The 16,640-nt window shown below is 70.5% G+C and carries 17 protein-coding genes; 9 read left to right on the top strand and 8 right to left on the bottom strand.

Going from position 1 to position 16,640, the window contains the following annotated elements; translation table 11 throughout:
- Nucleotides 1-132 precede the first annotated feature (132 nt).
- Both HUW46_RS25495 and HUW46_RS25490 read left to right on the top strand, forming a co-directional pair.
- Entirely contained in the window at nucleotides 133-1,347 is a 1,215-nt protein-coding gene (locus tag HUW46_RS25495; RefSeq protein WP_215541343.1) for a hypothetical protein, read from the top strand.
- A 59-nt stretch (nucleotides 1,348-1,406) separates the two neighbouring features.
- Nucleotides 1,407-1,844: an NUDIX domain-containing protein gene (locus HUW46_RS25490; RefSeq protein ID WP_305858949.1), complete on the top strand. Its 438-nt coding sequence runs from the start codon at nucleotides 1,407-1,409 to the stop codon at nucleotides 1,842-1,844.
- Between the two features lie 53 nt (nucleotides 1,845-1,897).
- Here the strand turns inward: HUW46_RS25490 and HUW46_RS25485 are convergent, their stop codons facing one another.
- Entirely contained in the window at nucleotides 1,898-3,121 is a 1,224-nt protein-coding gene (locus tag HUW46_RS25485; RefSeq protein ID WP_215541341.1) for an MFS transporter, read from the bottom strand.
- A gap of 115 nt (nucleotides 3,122-3,236) precedes the next feature.
- On the opposite strand from HUW46_RS25485, the gene HUW46_RS25480 reads away from it, so the two are divergent.
- Complete coding sequence (locus HUW46_RS25480) at nucleotides 3,237-4,163, top strand: LysR family transcriptional regulator (protein ID WP_215541340.1); 927 nt, start codon at nucleotides 3,237-3,239, stop codon at nucleotides 4,161-4,163.
- Nucleotides 4,164-4,165: 2 nt separating this feature from the next.
- On the opposite strand, the gene HUW46_RS25475 is transcribed toward HUW46_RS25480, so the two are convergent.
- The gene (locus tag HUW46_RS25475) at nucleotides 4,166-4,939 is read right to left on the bottom strand and encodes a nucleotidyltransferase domain-containing protein (RefSeq protein WP_215541339.1); all 774 of its coding nucleotides are present in this window, start codon (nucleotides 4,937-4,939) and stop codon (nucleotides 4,166-4,168) included.
- 126 nt (nucleotides 4,940-5,065) lie between these two features.
- Between HUW46_RS25475 and HUW46_RS25470 the strand changes: the two genes are divergently transcribed.
- Complete coding sequence (locus HUW46_RS25470) at nucleotides 5,066-5,290, top strand: PspC domain-containing protein (protein WP_215541338.1); 225 nt, start codon at nucleotides 5,066-5,068, stop codon at nucleotides 5,288-5,290.
- Nucleotides 5,291-5,390: 100 nt separating this feature from the next.
- Here HUW46_RS25470 and groL read toward each other — a convergent pair whose 3' ends face one another.
- From groL to HUW46_RS25445, 5 genes are all read right to left on the bottom strand, one after another.
- Nucleotides 5,391-7,019 carry a chaperonin GroEL gene (gene groL / locus HUW46_RS25465; protein WP_215541337.1) on the bottom strand — a complete coding sequence of 543 codons (1,629 nt, stop codon included), beginning with the start codon at nucleotides 7,017-7,019 and terminating at the stop codon, nucleotides 5,391-5,393.
- 247 nt (nucleotides 7,020-7,266) lie between these two features.
- Nucleotides 7,267-8,826 carry a serine/threonine-protein kinase gene (locus HUW46_RS25460; protein WP_215541336.1) on the bottom strand — a complete coding sequence of 520 codons (1,560 nt, stop codon included), beginning with the start codon at nucleotides 8,824-8,826 and terminating at the stop codon, nucleotides 7,267-7,269.
- A gap of 60 nt (nucleotides 8,827-8,886) precedes the next feature.
- Nucleotides 8,887-9,090: a cold-shock protein gene (locus HUW46_RS25455; RefSeq protein ID WP_215541335.1), complete on the bottom strand. Its 204-nt coding sequence runs from the start codon at nucleotides 9,088-9,090 to the stop codon at nucleotides 8,887-8,889.
- A gap of 122 nt (nucleotides 9,091-9,212) precedes the next feature.
- The gene (locus HUW46_RS25450) at nucleotides 9,213-9,824 is read right to left on the bottom strand and encodes an AIM24 family protein (RefSeq protein WP_215541334.1); all 612 of its coding nucleotides are present in this window, start codon (nucleotides 9,822-9,824) and stop codon (nucleotides 9,213-9,215) included.
- A gap of 18 nt (nucleotides 9,825-9,842) precedes the next feature.
- On the bottom strand, nucleotides 9,843-10,520 hold the full coding sequence (locus tag HUW46_RS25445) for a TIGR00266 family protein (RefSeq protein ID WP_215541333.1): 678 nt from the start codon (nucleotides 10,518-10,520) through the stop codon (nucleotides 9,843-9,845).
- Nucleotides 10,521-10,636: 116 nt separating this feature from the next.
- On the opposite strand from HUW46_RS25445, the gene moeA reads away from it, so the two are divergent.
- Together moeA and HUW46_RS25435 are read left to right on the top strand one after the other, a co-directional pair.
- A complete protein-coding gene (gene moeA, locus HUW46_RS25440; protein WP_215541332.1) occupies nucleotides 10,637-11,860 on the top strand; it encodes a molybdopterin molybdotransferase MoeA in 1,224 nt (407 codons plus the stop codon).
- Between the two features lie 31 nt (nucleotides 11,861-11,891).
- On the top strand, nucleotides 11,892-12,179 hold the full coding sequence (locus HUW46_RS25435; RefSeq protein WP_215550102.1) for a GlsB/YeaQ/YmgE family stress response membrane protein: 288 nt from the start codon (nucleotides 11,892-11,894) through the stop codon (nucleotides 12,177-12,179).
- A 39-nt stretch (nucleotides 12,180-12,218) separates the two neighbouring features.
- Here HUW46_RS25435 and HUW46_RS25430 read toward each other — a convergent pair whose 3' ends face one another.
- Entirely contained in the window at nucleotides 12,219-12,413 is a 195-nt protein-coding gene (locus HUW46_RS25430) for a hypothetical protein (RefSeq protein WP_254124900.1), read from the bottom strand.
- 214 nt (nucleotides 12,414-12,627) lie between these two features.
- Between HUW46_RS25430 and HUW46_RS25425 the strand changes: the two genes are divergently transcribed.
- The 3 genes from HUW46_RS25425 to HUW46_RS25415 are packed head-to-tail and all read left to right on the top strand — an operon-like array spanning nucleotide 12,628 to nucleotide 16,637.
- A complete protein-coding gene (locus tag HUW46_RS25425) occupies nucleotides 12,628-13,356 on the top strand; it encodes a phosphatidylserine decarboxylase (RefSeq protein ID WP_215541331.1) in 729 nt (242 codons plus the stop codon).
- Nucleotides 13,353-14,342, top strand: a complete 990-nt coding sequence (pssA, locus tag HUW46_RS25420; RefSeq protein ID WP_215541330.1) for a CDP-diacylglycerol--serine O-phosphatidyltransferase — start codon at nucleotides 13,353-13,355, stop codon at nucleotides 14,340-14,342. Before HUW46_RS25425 ends, pssA begins: the two co-directional genes overlap by 4 nt.
- 9 nt (nucleotides 14,343-14,351) lie before the next feature.
- A complete protein-coding gene (locus HUW46_RS25415; protein WP_215541329.1) occupies nucleotides 14,352-16,637 on the top strand; it encodes an AAA family ATPase in 2,286 nt (761 codons plus the stop codon).
- The last annotated feature ends 3 nt before the right edge of the window (nucleotides 16,638-16,640 follow it).

Here is a 16,640-nt window from a genome sequence, read left to right as displayed (position 1 = left end):
CCGCGTGGGCGGTTACCAGGGACAGTTCAAGGGGGCACAATGCGTGGCGTGCGGGAAAATGGCCACGAACCGAACGTTCACCTCCGGTCCGCCCGCGAGGCGGTGCCGTCGCCTCGCGTACCGGGCGTTGCCATGTCGCGCGCCGAATTGGCCGAGGCGGCGAACGCCTGGCTCGTCGAGCACGCAGCACGGCACGGTGTGCTCGACGAGCACTACGTCGCACGGCTGGAACGCGGAAAGATCCGGTGGCCGAACGCCGACTACCGCGCGGCCATCAGCGCGGTGCTCGGTCAAGACGATTCCCGGCTCGGGTTTCGTCCCTCGGCGACGCATCGTCGCCCGATACGACCGCTGACCCCCGAACGGGAAACCGTCGGCCAAGGCACACCCGGAAAATTCCACCGCGATTCGCCGAACTCGGTCACCGCACCAGCGGACGTCGTCGCCATCCAGGCCATGTGCGCGGGATTCCAGACCGCCGACCGCCAGGTCGGCGGCGGCGCCCTGTACCGCACCGTCGTCCGGTACCTCAACGCCGAAGTCGCGCCGAAGCTGCTCGATCCGCACAAGCGGAGCGGGGCCGCGCTGTTCGCGGCAGCTTGTTCGGTCACCGAGATCGCGGGCTGGATGGCGCACGACAGCGGCGACGACACCACCGCGCGCTCGCATTTCGATTCCGCCTACCGGCTCGCCGTCGCCGCCGGAAACGAAGCATTGACCGGAAACGTGTGCGCGTCGATGTCCCATCTCGCCGGGCAACTCGGAGTTCCGGCGGACGCGGTCCGCATCGCCGAAATCGGCCTCACACGGGCAAAGCGAGCGCCCGGTACCACCGCGTTGCTCTCTCGTCTGCATGCGATGCGGGCGCGTGGCCTCGCGATCGGTGGTGACTCCCGGGCGTGCGTGACCGCCCTCGAAAAGGCCGAGCAAGCACTGGGCCGCGTCGGCGATGAGCGGGCTGCGGAGTGGATAGCCGGGTTCGACGCCGGATCACTCGCCAGCGAGACGGCACTGTGCCTGCGCCGACTCGGCGATCTGTCCGAAGCGCGGCGGCAGGCGGAGCTCGTGATCACACTGCGCCAGGGCGACCGAGTACGTTCACGCGCGTTCGGCCAACTCACCCTTGCCAGAGTGCTCGCTGATGCCGGTGAGCCCGGCGAAGCCGCCGCCATGGGAATCGCGGTGTGCGAAGTGTTGCCCGCGCTCAGCTCCACACGTGTACGCTCCCGCCTCGATCGTCTCGGAGAAGTGTTGCAGCACAACAACTCCGTTCCGGAGGTCGCGAACTTCCTGGACCGTCTCGCGGTCGACGACAACCAGCAGGAGAGCAGCGCGTGGCCGGTGTAGCGGAGCCAGGACGGTGGGCGTACCTCGCGGAAGGCAACGCCAAACAAGCACGGAAGCGGGTGGCCGCGGACGTGCTGATCCGCGACGAAGCGGGCCAGGTCCTTCTGGTCGATCCGACCTACAAGGAACACTGGGACCTCCCCGGCGGAATGGCCGAAGCGAACGAACCTCCCCGTGCCGCCGCCACCCGCGAACTGCGCGAAGAACTCGGCTTGACCATCGCGGTGGGGCGCGTGCTGGTAATCGACTGGGACGGTCCGCACGGACCGTGGGACGACCAGTTGATCTTCGTGTTCGACGGCGGGACACTGACCGCCACGCAGGTTCAGGCGCTCAGGCTCACCGATGACGAGTTGTCCGGCTTCGCGTTCGTCCCGCACGCCGAGGCCGCGAACCGGTTGCGGCCCGACATGGCGGATCGGCTTGCGCGCGCACTCGCCGCACAGCGCGACGGCACTACCGACCATGCAGAGCGGCGTCACCAGCCCCGAAAGTGACCTTCGGGGCACTCAGGTCCCCGAAGGTCACTTTCGGGGCATGTGGGAAGCCATCACGGCACCGAAGCCGGTTCCCGCGTGGCGATCGACCGTGGCAGGAGGAACGGGGTGGCGAGCAGGAGGATCCCGGCGACCGCGATGGCCGTGCGGGGGCTGGTGAGCTGGGCCAGGAGGCCGCCCAGCATGGTGAGCGCGGCGATACCGGCGCTGCTCGTGATAGACCACGCCGCGAGCACCCTGGCATGGCGGGCGGGATCGGTGGTGGTCAGCCGGTGGGCGGCGAACACCGAGTTGAACAGGCTCACGCACACGATCAAGCCGAATTCGGTGACCATCACGATCACGAGCCCGGCGAAACCCGGCTGGACGAACACCAGCCCGAGCGACCAGCACGCCCGGAGCACGCCGAAGGTTCGCAGTACTTTCCTTTTGCCCCAACGGAAAACGAGGCGGCGGGCGAGGCGCGCGCCGATCAGGCCGCCGAGGCACGGGACCGCGAACGCCAGCCCGTACTGCCAGACCGGGAACCGCAGCTTCGACAGCATCAGCACCGACAGCACCGGCTCCGTCGCCATGATCAATCCGTTGACCAGCACGGTGTTGAAGAAGAACCGCCGCAGCGCCGGATGGGCGAGGATGTACCGCCAGCCCTCGGCGAGGTCGCTCCACCGACGCGTCCGGGTCTTCCCCGAAACCCGCTCGGCTCCCCGGATCGCGGTGATGCCGAGCGCCGAAAGCAGGTAGCTCAGCGCATCGACGACCATGGTGGCCACCGGCCCGAAGAACCCGATCGCGGCGCCACCGAGGGGTGGCCCGATGATCGTGGCCGACCAGGTGGTGGCTTCGAACCGGCTGGTGGCCGCCAAAAGCCCGGTTTCCGGGACGATGGTCTTGAGGTAGGCGCCGCTGGCGGCGGTGAACGCGATCTTCGCCGACGCAGTGACCAGGGAAACCATCAGCAGCTGCACGAAGGACAGCACGCCGAGCCAGTAGGCGAGCGGCACCGACGCCAGCGCCGCGAAGCGGACCAGGTCCGCGGCGATCATCACCGGGCGCTTGGCGCGGAACTCCATCCACGGCCCGAGCGGGACCGCCAGCAGCGCCCCGAGCGCGAGCCCCGAAGCCGACAGCGCCGCCACTTCCGCCGAACTGGCGTGCAGGGCTTCGATCGCGACGACTGAGAACGCCCCGAACCCGAGCCCGGTCCCGTAGGCGCTGACCGCGTAGGCCGCCCACAACCATCCGAACGCCCGGCCGAGATTCGCCCGCTGTCCCATTTTCGCCCCCACGTCGAAGTGCCGAGGCAAGAGAAGCCGATGCATGCCGGAAGCCACCAACAACGGGCCGAGCGGCGTGTCACAACCGCCGGTTGTGGGAGTAGGTTCTCCCTTCGTGGATCTCGATGCGGTTCGTACCTTCGTCGCCGTCGCCGAGACCGACCAATTCCAGGCCGCCGCCGACGATCTGGGGATCACCCAGCAGGCGGCGTCGAAACGCGTGGCGAACCTGGAAAAGGAACTCGGCGTGCAGCTCTTCGCGCGCACGGCGAGGGGCGCCCGGCTCACCGTCGACGGGCAAGCGCTGCTTCCGCACGCGCGCGAACTCCTGCACGCCGCCGAACGGGCCACCGCGGCCGTGACCCCGGGCCGCAGGCCGCTGCGGATCGACGTGATGAACCGCAGGACCACACCCTCCAACGTCCTGCACGCGTTCTACCAGCAGAACCCGGGTATCGAACTCGACGTGGTCACCCTGACCGGCGTCGGAACCGAATCGGTGCTGGCCGACATCGGCGGCGGCACTCTGGACGCCACCTTCAGATCGCTGCGCGACTGCACTGTCCCTAGTGGACTGAAGGCGGCGCGCGTCATCGACGAACGACACGAACTGCTGGTCGGCCCGAGGCATCCGCTGGCGAAGGCCAAGGCGGTCACGGTGGCCGAACTGGCCGGGCACCCGGTCTGGATGCCCGGCCTGTCCGAGGCCGAGCCGGTCGGCTACTACGACGATCTGGCGAAGGCGTTCGGGCTCACCATCGACACCGGCGGCCCGGTCTTCGGCATCGAGGCGCTCCTCGCCGAGATCGCGCACTCACCGCGACTCGCCAACCTGGTCGGCGAGGGCTCCCGCTACTTCTGGCCGGAAAGCTACGACCTGCGCCGGATCCCGATCGTCGACCCGGTCGTGGTCTACCCGCTTTCCGTGGTCTGGCGCGCGGACAACCCGCACCCCGTGCTCGCGAACTTCCTGGAATACCTGCGAATCCGGTACGAAGCGACCGCGAGCGACGAGGTGTGGACGCCTGGCTGGGCGCGCTGAGGTCAGGCAGCGCGGGACCACGCCCTTTCGTAGGCCCGCACCAGCCACGCGTTGGCGCGGTTCTCGTCACCGCGTTCGGGAAGCGGCGACGAATCGGCGAGCTTCGCGAGCTTGTTCTCCAGCTCCTCGGCGGCCTCGAGCGCCTCGTCCTTGGTGCGGCGGCCTTGGCGCAGATCTCGCAACCAGGTCAGCCACGGCTCGGGGACCGGCAGCGTGATCCGGCCCGTCTCCAGCAGCTCGACGCCCTGCACGCCGAGGCGCACCATGTGCATCGCGAACTTCGTGTCGAAGCCGTACTTCTCGATCAGCTCGGGGCGGTTGGTGTGCCGCCCGCGCAGGCCGAGCATCCGGCTCCGCTGCGCGCGCAGGTACCCCTGGAACCGCTTGCCCGCCACGCGGGAAACGACCATCTCGGGATTCGCGCGGATCTCGTGGCCCAGTTCGTCGATGCGCACGATCTCCGACTCCGGCACGAACAGGGGCAGCAGGACCGTGGGATTGCCCGCGAGCGCCAGGCGGAGCCACTTCCGCAGCGAGTACACGGTGAGGTCGAGATCGCCGGGACCGGAGCGGACGCCTTCGGGTTGGGTGCGGAAGATGTACTGCTCGAACCGGCGCAGCCCGATGACGTACTCGGGCGGCTCGACGCAGATGCCCATCTCGTCGCGATCGTCCTGCCCCGCCACGGCGGTACCGTGCAGACCGGATCCCACCTGGCAGCGCAGGATCGTGCCGCGCTCCGCGATGGCGGCGAACTCCTGGCTGTCGTGTTTCATGCCGGAAGTTGTACCGGGCCCGGCCACCGGAGGGCACCTGGTTTTCGGGTCTCAGGGTCACGGTTCCGGGTTCGCTCAGGGCTGGTCCCCGATGTGCGTTTAGCCCGCTAAACGCAGCATGGAGGCATGAACAACGACGCGTACTCCCCCGAGACCACCACCAAGAAGCTCCGCCGCAGCAGCACCGACAAGATGCTCGCGGGCGTGTGCGGCGGCTGGGCCAAGATGCTGGGCATCGACGCCTCGCTGCTGCGGATCCTGTTCGTCGCCTCGGCCATCATCGGCGTCGGCACCCCGGTGCTGATCTACCTCGCCTGCTGGATCCTGATGCCGGAAGAGCACGCCGCCTGATCGCCATGGGCGCGCGGAAGGCCCACCGAAACCATCGACGACGACGCGAAAAGGCCCGGGTGCGGATCGCACCCGGGCCCTTCGTCGTACTGGGCTGAACTCAGAAGTCCATGCCACCCATGCCGCCGGACGGGTCGGCCGGAGCGGCAGCAGCCTTCTCCGGCTTGTCCGCGACGACAGCCTCGGTGGTCAGGAACAGCGCCGCGATGGAAGCGGCGTTCTGCAGCGCGGAGCGGGTGACCTTGGTCGGGTCCGGCACGCCGGCGGCGAGCAGGTCCTCGTACTCACCCGTGGCGGCGTTGAGGCCGTGGCCCTGCGGCAGGCCCTTGACCTTCTCCGCCACGACGCCGCCTTCGAGGCCGGCGTTGACCGCGATCTGCTTGAGCGGGGCCTCGACGGCGACCTTGACGATGTTGGCGCCAGTGGCCTCGTCACCGGTCAGCTTCAGGCCCGCGAACGCGACCTCGGCGGCCTGGATCAGCGCCACGCCGCCACCGGCGACGATGCCCTCTTCCACGGCGGCCTTCGCGTTGCGCACCGCGTCCTCGATGCGGTGCTTGCGCTCCTTCAGCTCGACCTCGGTGGCGGCACCGGCCTTGATGACGGCGACGCCGCCGGCCAGCTTCGCCAGACGCTCCTGGAGCTTCTCGCGGTCGTAGTCGGAGTCCGAGTTCTCGATCTCCGCGCGGATCTGGTTGACCCGGCCCTGGATCTGGTCCGCGTCGCCGGCACCTTCGACGATGGTGGTCTCGTCCTTGGTGATGACGGCCTTGCGGGCCTTGCCCAGCAGGGAGATGTCGGCGTTCTCCAGCTTGAGACCGACGTCCTCGCTGATCACCTGGCCACCGGTCAGGATCGCGATGTCCTGCAGGATGGCCTTGCGGCGGTCACCGAAGCCAGGCGCCTTGACGGCGACGGACTTGAAGGTGCCCTTGAGCTTGTTGACGATGAGGGTGGCCAGCGCCTCGCCCTCGACGTCCTCGGCGATGATCAGCAGCGGCTTGCCGGACTGGATGACCTTCTCCAGCAGCGGCAGCACGTCCTTGACGGTGGAGATCTTGGAGCCGAAGAGCAGGACGTAGGGGTCCTCCAGCTCGGCTTCCTGACGCTCCGGGTCGGTCACGAAGTAACCGGAGATGTAGCCCTTGTCGAAGCGCATGCCCTCGGTGAGCTCGAGCTCGAGGCCGAAGGTGTTGCTCTCCTCGACGGTGACGACGCCTTCCTTGCCGACCTTGTCGAGCGCTTCGGCGATCAGGTCACCGATGGTGCGGTCGGCGGCCGAGATCGAGGCGGTAGCAGCGATCTGCTCCTTGGTCTCGATCTGCACGGCGGCCTTGTGCAGCTGCTCGGTGATGGCCTCGACGGCCTGCTCGATGCCGCGCTTCAGGCCGATCGGGTCGGCGCCGGCGGCCACGTTGCGGAGACCCTCGCGGACGAGAGCCTGCGCGAGCACGGTGGCGGTGGTGGTGCCGTCACCCGCGACGTCGTCGGTCTTCTTGGCAACTTCCTTGACGAGCTCGGCCCCGATCTTCTCCCACGGGTCCTCGAGCTCGATCTCCTTGGCGATGGAGACGCCGTCGTTGGTGATGGTCGGCGCGCCCCACTTCTTCTCGAGCACGACGTTGCGGCCACGAGGGCCAAGCGTCACCTTGACGGCTTCGGCGAGGGTGTTCAAGCCGCGCTCAAGCCCGCGGCGTGCGTCCTCGTCGAACGCGATCAGTTTGGCCATTGCGGTGTGGTCCTCCGGTATTGGGCGCCGCCGTCGGCCTGTTCGGCGACAGCGGCAGGACACGTCCTCGGCCAGGCTCGGTGCCCGCGACGGACGACTTCGCCCCCGGAAGGGTCCCTCCGGAGAACGCAGCCTCACCGTCCCGACCTTCAGGCGGGCGATCGGTGACCACCCGCCTGGCACTCGACGGCGCCGAGTGCCAATGCCGGTTTTAGCACTCTCCCGACCCGAGTGCAAGAAGGCCAGGTCAGGTGGACGGGCGCACCGAGACCGTGCCGGGCGGCGGGGGCAGCTGCGATCCCGACGACGTGCTCGGCTTGGCGCCGCCGCTGGGCCCGACGGGGATCTGCGGCGCGGTGGTCTGCGGCGCGGACGGCGTGGCGGGACCCTTGTCCTTGTCGTCGCTGCCGAAGTAGATGATCGCGAACACGACGGCGGCCGCGACCACCACCGCGCCGACCGCGACCCACACCCACTTGGTCGCCTTGCCGACCTTGTCGGCCTTCTTCGCCTCGCCGAAGCCGGGTTCCGAAGGCTGTTGCTGCTGACCGCCGAACCCCGGCGGCGGCCCGTAGCCCGGCGGCTGCTGGCCCGGCTGTCCCTGCTGCGGTCCGCCGAAACCGGCCTGGCCGGGCGGCGGCCCCTGCGGGAGGCCGTGCGGCTGGCTCTGCTGCGGCATGCCCTGCGGCGGTTGCCCGAGCCCCTGCGGCGGGTACCCGCCCTGGCGCGGGTAGCCCTGCTGCGGTCCGCCGTAACCGGGCGGCGAACCCTGCGGCGGAGGTCCCTGCGGCGGCGTGCCTTGCGGCGGATAGCCCTGCTGGCCCGGTTGTTGTCCCTGCTGGCCGTAGCCGGGCTGCTGCCCGTACGGATTGTTCATCTGGCCCCCCTCGGCCCGTGACGCGCCCTCTCCGACGGCGGCGACCGCCCCCGCCCTGCCGCCGCGCTGCTCCGGCCCGGTTTCCTGGCGCGCGCTGATCGCCTTGCGCGCCGCGGTGATCAGCTCGCCGCAGTTCTCGTACCGGTCGGCCGGGTTCTTCGCCATGCCCTTGCGGATCACGTCGTCGATCCCCGGCGGCAGCGAAACCTGCCTCGACACCGGCGGCGGATCGCCAGCCAGGTGGCCCTTGATGACGGTCTGCACGTCGCCGGAGAACGGCGGGCGCCCGGTCAGGCAGGCGTAGAGCACGCATGCGAGCGCGTACTGGTCGGTCCTGCCGTCGAGCGGCTCGCCGCGCAGGTGCTCTGGTGCGGCGTAGGTGGGCGAGCCGAGGAAGTCGCCGCCACGCGTGCGGTGGCCGGTGGCGCCACGCCGGGTGAGCCCGAAATCGGCGACGTAGACGTGTTCGCGGGTCGACTCGCGGCTTGTCACGAGTACGTTCGCCGGCTTGACGTCGAGGTGCACGAGGCCGCGGTGGTGCAGGCTGTCGAGTGCGTCGGCGACCTGGTCGAGCAGCCGCAGCGCGCGGTCGGGGTCCATCGGCGAGTTCGCGATGAGCCCGGCGAGGTCACCGCCGTCGACCATCCGCATGGCGATGTAGAGCATGCCGTCGAGCTCGCCGAAGTCGTACAGCGGGACGACGTTGGCGTGGTCGATGGCCGAGGTGTTGCGCGCTTCGTCCACGAAGCGCTCGCGGAACTCGGCGTCGGCGCCGAGATGCTCGCCGATCACCTTCAACGCCACCTTGCGACCCAGTCGCACGTCGGTGGCCTTGTACGTCACGCTCATGCCGCCCTTGCCGAGCACACCGTCGATGCGGTAGTTGCCCAGCCGGCGACCGGTGAGGTCCCCCGACACATCGCCTGTCACGCAGCGCAGCCTAACGCCCTGCCCGGCGACGCCGCTGGGGGTTCAGCTTTAGCGGGGTTCTCAGACCTTGCGGACGTCGGCTGCCTGACTGCGCCCGTCCCGGCCGGACTGCACCTCGAACTCGACGCGATCGCCTTCGTCCAGAGTGCGGAAACCCTCTGATTGGATCGCGGAGTAGTGCACGAACACATCGGGGCCTTCGGTGGATTCGATGAACCCGTAGCCCTTTTCCGCGTTGAACCACTTGACCGTGCCTACAGCCACGGCGTCCTCCTATAGACCGAAGAACACGCCGGCGAGGTCACGGGGCGGGCCGGCGCTTCAAGCTCAGCTCACGCTACCGGATCGGGCGACGGGTTCAATGGTCAATTCGGCGGGATTGACACTCATCCCTTTCGCGCGCGGACGAACACCTGACCCGGCCCGGCGAAGTCCAGCGCGAGCCCTTCGCCGGTGCGCACCGACTGCGGTCCCGACGGATCGAGCGCGCGCAAGCGGCACTGCACGGTGTCCAGGTAAGCGACTACGAAACCCGGTGTGATGGTGACGAGTTCGCCGCGTTCGAGGGTGAGCGCGTCGACGGGTCCGGCGCAGGCGAGCACGAGCGGTCCGGTGCCGCTGTAGTGCTCGAGAAACCCGCTGTCCCCGCCGAACAGGGTCTGCAGGCCGTGCCAGCCGTCGTCCCTGCGCACCGTGGAGGGCCGGGCGAAGAAGGCGTCCTTCGCCACGCACCAGCCGTGCGACCCGTCGAGTTCGAGCGCGTACACATCGCCGGAACTCTGTGGTGCGAGGTCGATCCAGCCGCCCTCCGCGGGCGCGGTGAACACCGAGTACGCGGACTTCGACGCCGCGCGCGAGCCGCCCCGCGCGGGCTGCGCCTCGACGACGCCGAAGCTGCTGGCGAGCATGGTGTCCGCGAGCGCCTGCACCGCTTCGCCCGGCTGCAACCGGACCCTGGCGACGCCGAACGCGGGCGTGTGCCGGGTGTGCACCTCCACGAAAGCGCTCCTCGTCTCCTAGCGGCTCGGGACCTGGGCGATCACCCACGCCGACAACGCCGACGGGTTGCGGGTCTGGGTGAGGACCTGGCCAGGCCCCGCGAAGTCGAACACGAGCCCTTCACCGCTCTTCAGGGACTGGATGACGCCCTGCGACACCTTGCGGATCTGCTGCTGGACGGTGTCGGCGAAAGCGACGACGTGGCCGGTGTCGATGGTGATCATCTCGCCCGGCTGCAGGTTCACCGTCTCCAGCGCGCCGTAGCAGGCGACGACGAGCGGGCCCTGGCCGGTGGCGTGGGTGAGAAAGCCGCCCTCGCCGCCGAAGAGGTTCTTCATGCCGCCCCAGCGCGTTTCGGTGTGCACGCTGTGCGCGGAAGCGATCCAGGAACCCCTCGTGACGCACCAGCCCTGCCGGCCGTCGAGGTTGATCACCTGCATGTCGCCGGGCAGATTGGCGGCGACGTCGACCCAGCCGCCGTTCTGCGGCGCGGTGTAGGTGCTGACGAAGAACGACTCGCCGGACAGGAACGCCCTGCCGAGGCCCTTCATCACGCCGCCCTGCGCCTGCGACTGGACGTGCACGCCGTAGCTGGTGGCGGCCATCGCGCCGGATTCGACCTGGCACGGCTCACCCGGTGCCAGCAGCAGTCTCGCGACCGCGAAGGACGGTTGGTGACGGACCTGCACCTGCATTCGGATATCCCCCTGTCGAGATAGGACGCGCGACGCGAGCGCAGAGAGTTTCGCACGACCGGCTACGCCAGACGGGTGGCATGCCGGAAAAGCCGCGGAGGAGGCAGGATGAGCGCGTGATCGGAGTAGACGAGTACCGCGCGACGGTGACCGCCCTGCTCGGCGACGCGGCGGTCGCCGTGCTCCCGCTCGCCGCGTGCGACGGGCTGGTGCTGGCAGAAGACGTCCGAGCCGGGGTTTCCTTGCCGCCGTTCGACAACTCCGCGATGGACGGGTACGCGGTGCGGTCGGTGGACGTGGTCGGCGCGAGCCGGGAGCGGCCGGTCGAGCTGCCGGTCGCGGCGGACATCCCGGCTGGCCTCGTCGACGTACCCGCGCTGCTGCCCGGGACCGCGCACCGGATCATGACCGGCGCGCCGGTGCCCGTCGGCGCGGACAGCGTCGTGATGGTGGAGAACACCGACGCCGGTTCGTTCGCGTCGGCTCCCGGTGACGTGGTGCGTGTGCACGCGCCGTCCGCGCCGGGCACGCACCTGCGCCGCACCGGCGAGGACGTGGTCAGGGGCACGGTCGCGCTGCCGTCCGGTTCCGTGCTCGGACCGGCGCAGCTCGGGCTCGCGGCGGCGGTCGGGATCGCCGAGCTGCCGGTGCGGGTGCCGCCGAGGGTGCTCGTGGTGTCCACCGGGTCCGAACTCGTGACGCCGCCGGACGAACTGCGGCACGGGCAGATCTACGAGTCGAACAGCGTGATGCTGGCCGCGGCGTTGTCCTCGCTCGGGTGCCGAGTCGAGGTGGTGCGCGCGGTGGTCGACGACGTCGCGGAGTTCCGCGCGGTGCTGGAGCCGAAACTGGCCGCGGCGGACCTGCTGATCACCTCCGGCGGGGTGAGCGCGGGTGCGTACGAGGTGGTGAAGGACGCGCTGACCAGCGCGGGCGTGGAGTTCGGGAAGGTCGCGATGCAACCGGGCGGGCCGCAGGGCTGCGGCCGCTGGAACGGGGTTCCGGTGGTGACGCTGCCGGGCAACCCGGTGAGCGTGCTCGTGTCGTTCGAGGCGTTCCTGCGGCCGGCGCTGCTCACCTCGCTCGGGCACGCGGTGGCGGACCGGACGAGGGTGCGCGCCAGGCTCACCGAATCGCTGAACTCGCCGAAGGGGAAGCGCCAGTTCCGGCGCGGTTTCTACTCCCACGCCGAGGGCGAGGTCACCGGCGAGGTCGGGCCCCGAGGCGGGCCGGGATCGCATCTGCTGGCCGCCTTCACGCAGGCGAACTGCCTGATCGTGCTCGGCGAGGACGTCACCGAGGCCGCGGAGGGCGACGAGGTCGACGTCCTGCTGCTCTGACGCTCGGTAGCCTTGGGTCATGAGTAGCGCGATGGGCATTTTCTCGTGGATCATCTTCGGCGCGCTCGCGGGCTGGGCGGCGAACGTGGTGATCGGCGGCCGCGACCGCCGCCGGGGATGCCTGTTCAGCGTGCTCGTCGGGGTGCTCGGCGCCGCGCTCGGCGGGTTCGTCTACCGCCTGGCCACCGGCAAGGAGCGCACGTTCGACTTCGACTTCCCGAGTTTCGGCGTCGCCGTGCTCGGCGCCATCCTGCTGCTGGTGATCCTCCGGCTCGTCACGGGCGTCAGCGACCGGCGCAACGATCGTGACCGTTGGTAACGTTTCGCCGACAGGTGGTCACATTCCGGCCGTGCGCCTCTAAACTGATCCTCTTGCGGCCACCGCGGTACCCGACCGGGTGGGTGCGTCGTCGGGGGACGCATCCACCCGGCGTCCCCGCTCGATCGCCCGCAACGCCACCGCCCGCTCGGGCAGCGGCGGCAACGGCGCCGAGATGATCTCGGCACGCCATGCCGCGAAGAGCACGGCCAGCCTGTCCGTGATCACGTACACCTCGTCCTCCCTGCGACTACTACGGAATGCAATCGGCGACGACCACGAACCGTTAGCCCGAAAACCCCGGCGGGGGGATGCGCGCGGCGGTGATGATCGCCACGCCGGAGCAACGGACGCGCACCGGCTGGGCCCGGCCCGGCCCGGCCCGGCCGTGCGAGCGGTAGCGTGTGCGGCACACGGCCACCACGACAAAACGGGGTATTCCGACCAGATGAGCGCCACCTCGCCCGGTAAGCCGGCGCCAGCGAGCAACCCCATCGCCCACGCCATCGAACTGGCCCGCGAGACGCTGCCGCCGATGCACCCGGCAGGGCGCCCGTTCGTGCTCGGCGGTGCCGCCGCGACCTTGCTGCTGCGCCGTTTCTCCAAGCCGCTCGGCACACTCGGCGCGCTGGCCACGGTCGCCACCGCCGCCTTCTTCCGCGAGCCGCGCCGCGTGCCGCCGACACGGCCCGGCCTCGCGATCGCCTCCGCCGACGGGCTGGTGTCCCTCATCGAGGACGCCGTGCCGCCCGCCGAACTCGGCCTCCCCGCCGAACCCCGCACCAGGGTCAGCGTGTTCCTGTCGGTGTTCGACGTGCACGTCCAGCGCACGCCCGCGGCGGGCGTGATCGAGAAGATCGCTTACCGGCCGGGAAAGTTCCTCTCCGCCGACCTCGACAAGGCCAGCGAGGACAACGAGCGCAACTCGGTGCTCATGCGCACCGACGACGGCCACGAACTCGTCGTCGTGCAGATCGCCGGGCTCGTCGCGCGCCGGATCGTCTGCCAGGTCTCCGAAGGCGAGAAGGTCGGCGCCGGGGACACCTACGGCCTGATCCGGTTCGGTTCGCGCGTGGACCTGTACCTCCCGCCCGGCAGCACGCTGCTGGTCCGCAAGGGCCAGCGGACCATCGGCGGCGAAACACCGATCGCCGAGCTGCCGGGGCGATCGCGATGATGGCGCGGACCACCCCCGGTGTCCGGCTGCTGCCGAACGCGATCACCGTGCTCGCGCTGTGCGCCGGGCTGTCGGCGGTGCAGTTCGCGCTCATCGGCAACTACCAGATGTCGATCGCGTCGATCGGCATCGCGGCGATACTCGACAGCCTCGACGGCCGCATCGCGCGCCTGCTCGACGCGACGTCCAAGATGGGCGCGGAGCTGGATTCCCTGTCCGACGCCATCTCCTTCGGCGTGGCTCCCGCGCTCGTGCTGTACGTGTGGCACGCCGACGGCGAGCGCATCGGCTGGATCGCGTCGCTGGTCTTCGCGGTGTGCATGGTGCTGCGGCTCGCGCGGTTCAACACCTTCCTCGACGACACCGAACAGCCGCCGTACGCGTCGGAGTTCTTCGTCGGCGTGCCCGCGCCCGCCGGTGGCCTGCTCGGGTTGCTGCCGCTGATCGTCACCCTCCAGTTCGGCAACAGCTGGTGGTCGTCGCAGTGGTTCACCTGGATCTGGACGGTCGCCATCGCGGCGCTGCTGATCAGCAGGATCCCGACGCTGTCGCTGAAGACCGTGAAGGCGTCGCCGAAGTTCGTCGCGCCGCTGCTCGTCGGCGTCGGGCTGCTGGCCGCGGCGATCATCTCCTTCCCGCTGATCTCGCTCGCCGTCGCGCTGGTGCTCTACCTCGCGCACGTGCCGTACTCGGTGTACCGGCACCGCTGGCTGGCGAACCACCCGGAGGCGTGGGACGTCCCGCCGCGCGAGCGCAGGACGATCCGGCGTTCGCGGAACCAGCGCAGGCTCGGCCTTCGCCGCCCGATCAGCGGGCGGGTCGCCGGTGCCGCGCGCCGCGCCGTGCGGTTGCAGCGCAACGGGCACGGCGGGTACCCGTCGGGCTCGTACCGCGCCGGCCAGAACGGCCGGGGCGACGGCGACGGCTCGGGGCAGCGGCGCCGCAGCTGGCGCCGCATCGGGTTGCGGCAGCGCGGCAACCATTAGGGTTGCGGGGTGTCGTCACCTCAGATCACGCTGACCGTCCGGCTCACGCCCTCCGCTTTGGACACCCGGCGCGGTGTCGTGCGGCTGCACCCCGAGGTGCTCGACGCGCTCGGCCTGCGCGAGTGGGACGCGGTGCGGCTCACCGGCGCGCGGTCCAGTGCCGCGCTCGCCGCGCCCGCCGCCGACGGTGCCATTCCCGGCATCGTGCTCGCGGACGACGTGACGATGTCGAACCTCGGGGTCAGCGAAGGATCCGAGGTGGTGCTCTCGCCCGCCGAGGTGACCGTGGCGCGCACGGTGACCGTCGCGGGCTCGCGGCTGGCCAGCACCGCCCTTTCGCCGCACACGCTGCGGCTCGCGCTGATCGGCAAGGTGCTCACCGTCGGGGACGCGGTTTCCCTGCTGCCGCAGGATCTCGCGCCGCCGCCCGGCTCGGACGTGATCGGGGTGCGCGGTCAGCTGTCGCGGTCGATCGGCGCCACCTGGACCAACGAACTGCTCACCGTGTCCGCGACCGATCCCGGCGGCGTCGTCGCGGTTGGACCGTCCACTGTGGTCACTTGGCGCGACGGCGCGCGTCCCGCCGCTGCCGAGCCGGAAGCCCCGCGCGCCGGGGGCGAGATCGTCGCTTCCACGCGCGCGGTGAGCGGCGGGGACGATTTCATCGACGCCGAAATCGTCGAGGACACAGTGGACACCGCCGAAACCCCGGAAGAGGCCGAGGTGCCCGCGATCGCGGACCTCGCCGGTGCGGAATCGGCCGCGCGCAAGCTCATCGAGTGGTTCGACCTCGCCTTCCACCGGCCGGACCTGCTCGCCAAGCTCGGCACGTCCACCCGGCTCGGCGTGCTCGTCTCCGGCCCGGAAGGCGCGGGCAAGGCGACGCTGGTGCGCTCGGTCGCCGCGGCCGAAAACGTGCGCGTGATCGCGCTCGCCGCGCCGGGCATCGCCGTGCTGGAGCCGAACGCGGCCGCCGCAAAGGTCCGCGAGACTCTAGCGAAGGCCGAGAAGGACCCGGCGGACACCGTCGTCCTGATCACCGACATCGACGCGCTGCTCCCGGCGTCGCAGCCGCCGCCGCTCGCCACGGTGCTGCTGGAGGAGCTGCGCCGCGCGCTCGGCAACGACGGGCTCGCCGTGGTGGCGACGTCGTCGCGGCCGGAAGGGGTCGACCCCCGGCTGCGCGCGGGCGATCTGCTCGACCGCGAACTGGCGGTCGCGCTCCCGGACGCCAAGGTGCGCGCCGAACTGCTGCGCGTGCTCCTGCGCGACGCGCCGCTCGAAGCGGGCGTCGATCTCGCGGTCGTCGCGGAGCGGACGCCGGGTTTCGTCGCCGCGGACCTCGTCGCGCTGCGGCGCGACGCGGCACTGCGCGCCGCGCTCCGCCAGCGCGAAGCCGACGAGCCGCGGATCTCCCAGCAGGACCTGCTCGACGCGCTCGGCACCGTCCGCCCGATCTCGATGTCCACTTCGGACAATCTCGCCACCGGCGGGCTGACGCTCGACGACGTCGGCGACATGACCGAAGTGAAGCAGGCGCTCACCGAGGCCGTGCTGTGGCCGCTGCGCTACCCGGACTCGTTCGCGCGCCTGGGTGTCGCGCCGCCGCGCGGGGTGCTGCTCTACGGCCCGCCCGGCGGCGGCAAGACCTACCTGATCAGGGCGCTCGCCGGAACGGGCGCGCTGAACGTGTTCGCGGTCAAGGGCGCCGAGCTGATGGACAAGTGGGTCGGCGAATCGGAGCGCGCGGTGCGCGAACTGTTCCGCCGCGCCGCCGAAGCCGCGCCGTCACTGGTGTTCCTCGACGAGATCGACGCGCTCGCCCCGCGCCGCGGCCAGTCGAGCGACTCCGGCGTTTCCGATCGCGTGGTCGCCGCACTGCTGACCGAATTGGACGGTGTCGAGCCGATGCGGGAGGTCGTGGTGCTCGGCGCCACCAACCGCCCCGAGCTGGTGGACCCGGCGCTACTGCGGCCGGGCAGGCTGGAGCGGCTGGTCTACGTGCCGCCGCCGGACGCCGAGGCGCGCGCGGAAATCCTGAAGGCCACCGCGAAGAACACCCCGCTGGCGTCCGATGTGGACCTGGCCGACTACGCGTCCACTTTGGAGGGTTACTCGGCGGCGGACTGCGCGGCGTTGGTCAGGGAGGCCGCGCTGACCGCGATGCGGGAGTCGCTGGAGGCCACCGAGGTGACCGCGGCACACCTGGCTACCGCGCGGGAACGGGTGCGCCCCTCGCTCGACCCGGCTCAGCTCAAATCGCTCGAAGCCTACGCCGAGAACCGCCAGTCCTGAGGC

The sequence above is a fragment of the Amycolatopsis sp. CA-230715 genome (genome assembly GCF_018736145.1).
Lineage (GTDB): Bacteria > Actinomycetota > Actinomycetes > Mycobacteriales > Pseudonocardiaceae > Amycolatopsis.
Note: the sequence above shows the minus strand (reverse complement) of the source record. Positions and strands in the feature narration are given on the sequence as shown.

Bases quoted from the DNA above. Each gene is read 5' to 3' on its own strand.
- HUW46_RS25495 (WP_215541343.1), top strand. From the start codon at position 133: ATGTCGCGCGCCGAATTGGCCGAGGCGGCGAACGCCTGGCTCGTCGAG.
- HUW46_RS25485 (WP_215541341.1), bottom strand. From the start codon at position 3,121: ATGGGACAGCGGGCGAATCTCGGCCGGGCGTTCGGATGGTTGTGGGCG.
- HUW46_RS25475 (WP_215541339.1), bottom strand. From the start codon at position 4,939: ATGAAACACGACAGCCAGGAGTTCGCCGCCATCGCGGAGCGCGGCACG.
- HUW46_RS25470 (WP_215541338.1), top strand. From the start codon at position 5,066: ATGAACAACGACGCGTACTCCCCCGAGACCACCACCAAGAAGCTCCGC.
- groL (WP_215541337.1), bottom strand. From the start codon at position 7,019: ATGGCCAAACTGATCGCGTTCGACGAGGACGCACGCCGCGGGCTTGAG.
- HUW46_RS25445 (WP_215541333.1), bottom strand. From the start codon at position 10,520: ATGCAGGTGCAGGTCCGTCACCAACCGTCCTTCGCGGTCGCGAGACTG.
- HUW46_RS25435 (WP_215550102.1), top strand. From the start codon at position 11,892: ATGGGCATTTTCTCGTGGATCATCTTCGGCGCGCTCGCGGGCTGGGCG.
- HUW46_RS25425 (WP_215541331.1), top strand. From the start codon at position 12,628: ATGAGCGCCACCTCGCCCGGTAAGCCGGCGCCAGCGAGCAACCCCATC.
- pssA (WP_215541330.1), top strand. From the start codon at position 13,353: ATGATGGCGCGGACCACCCCCGGTGTCCGGCTGCTGCCGAACGCGATC.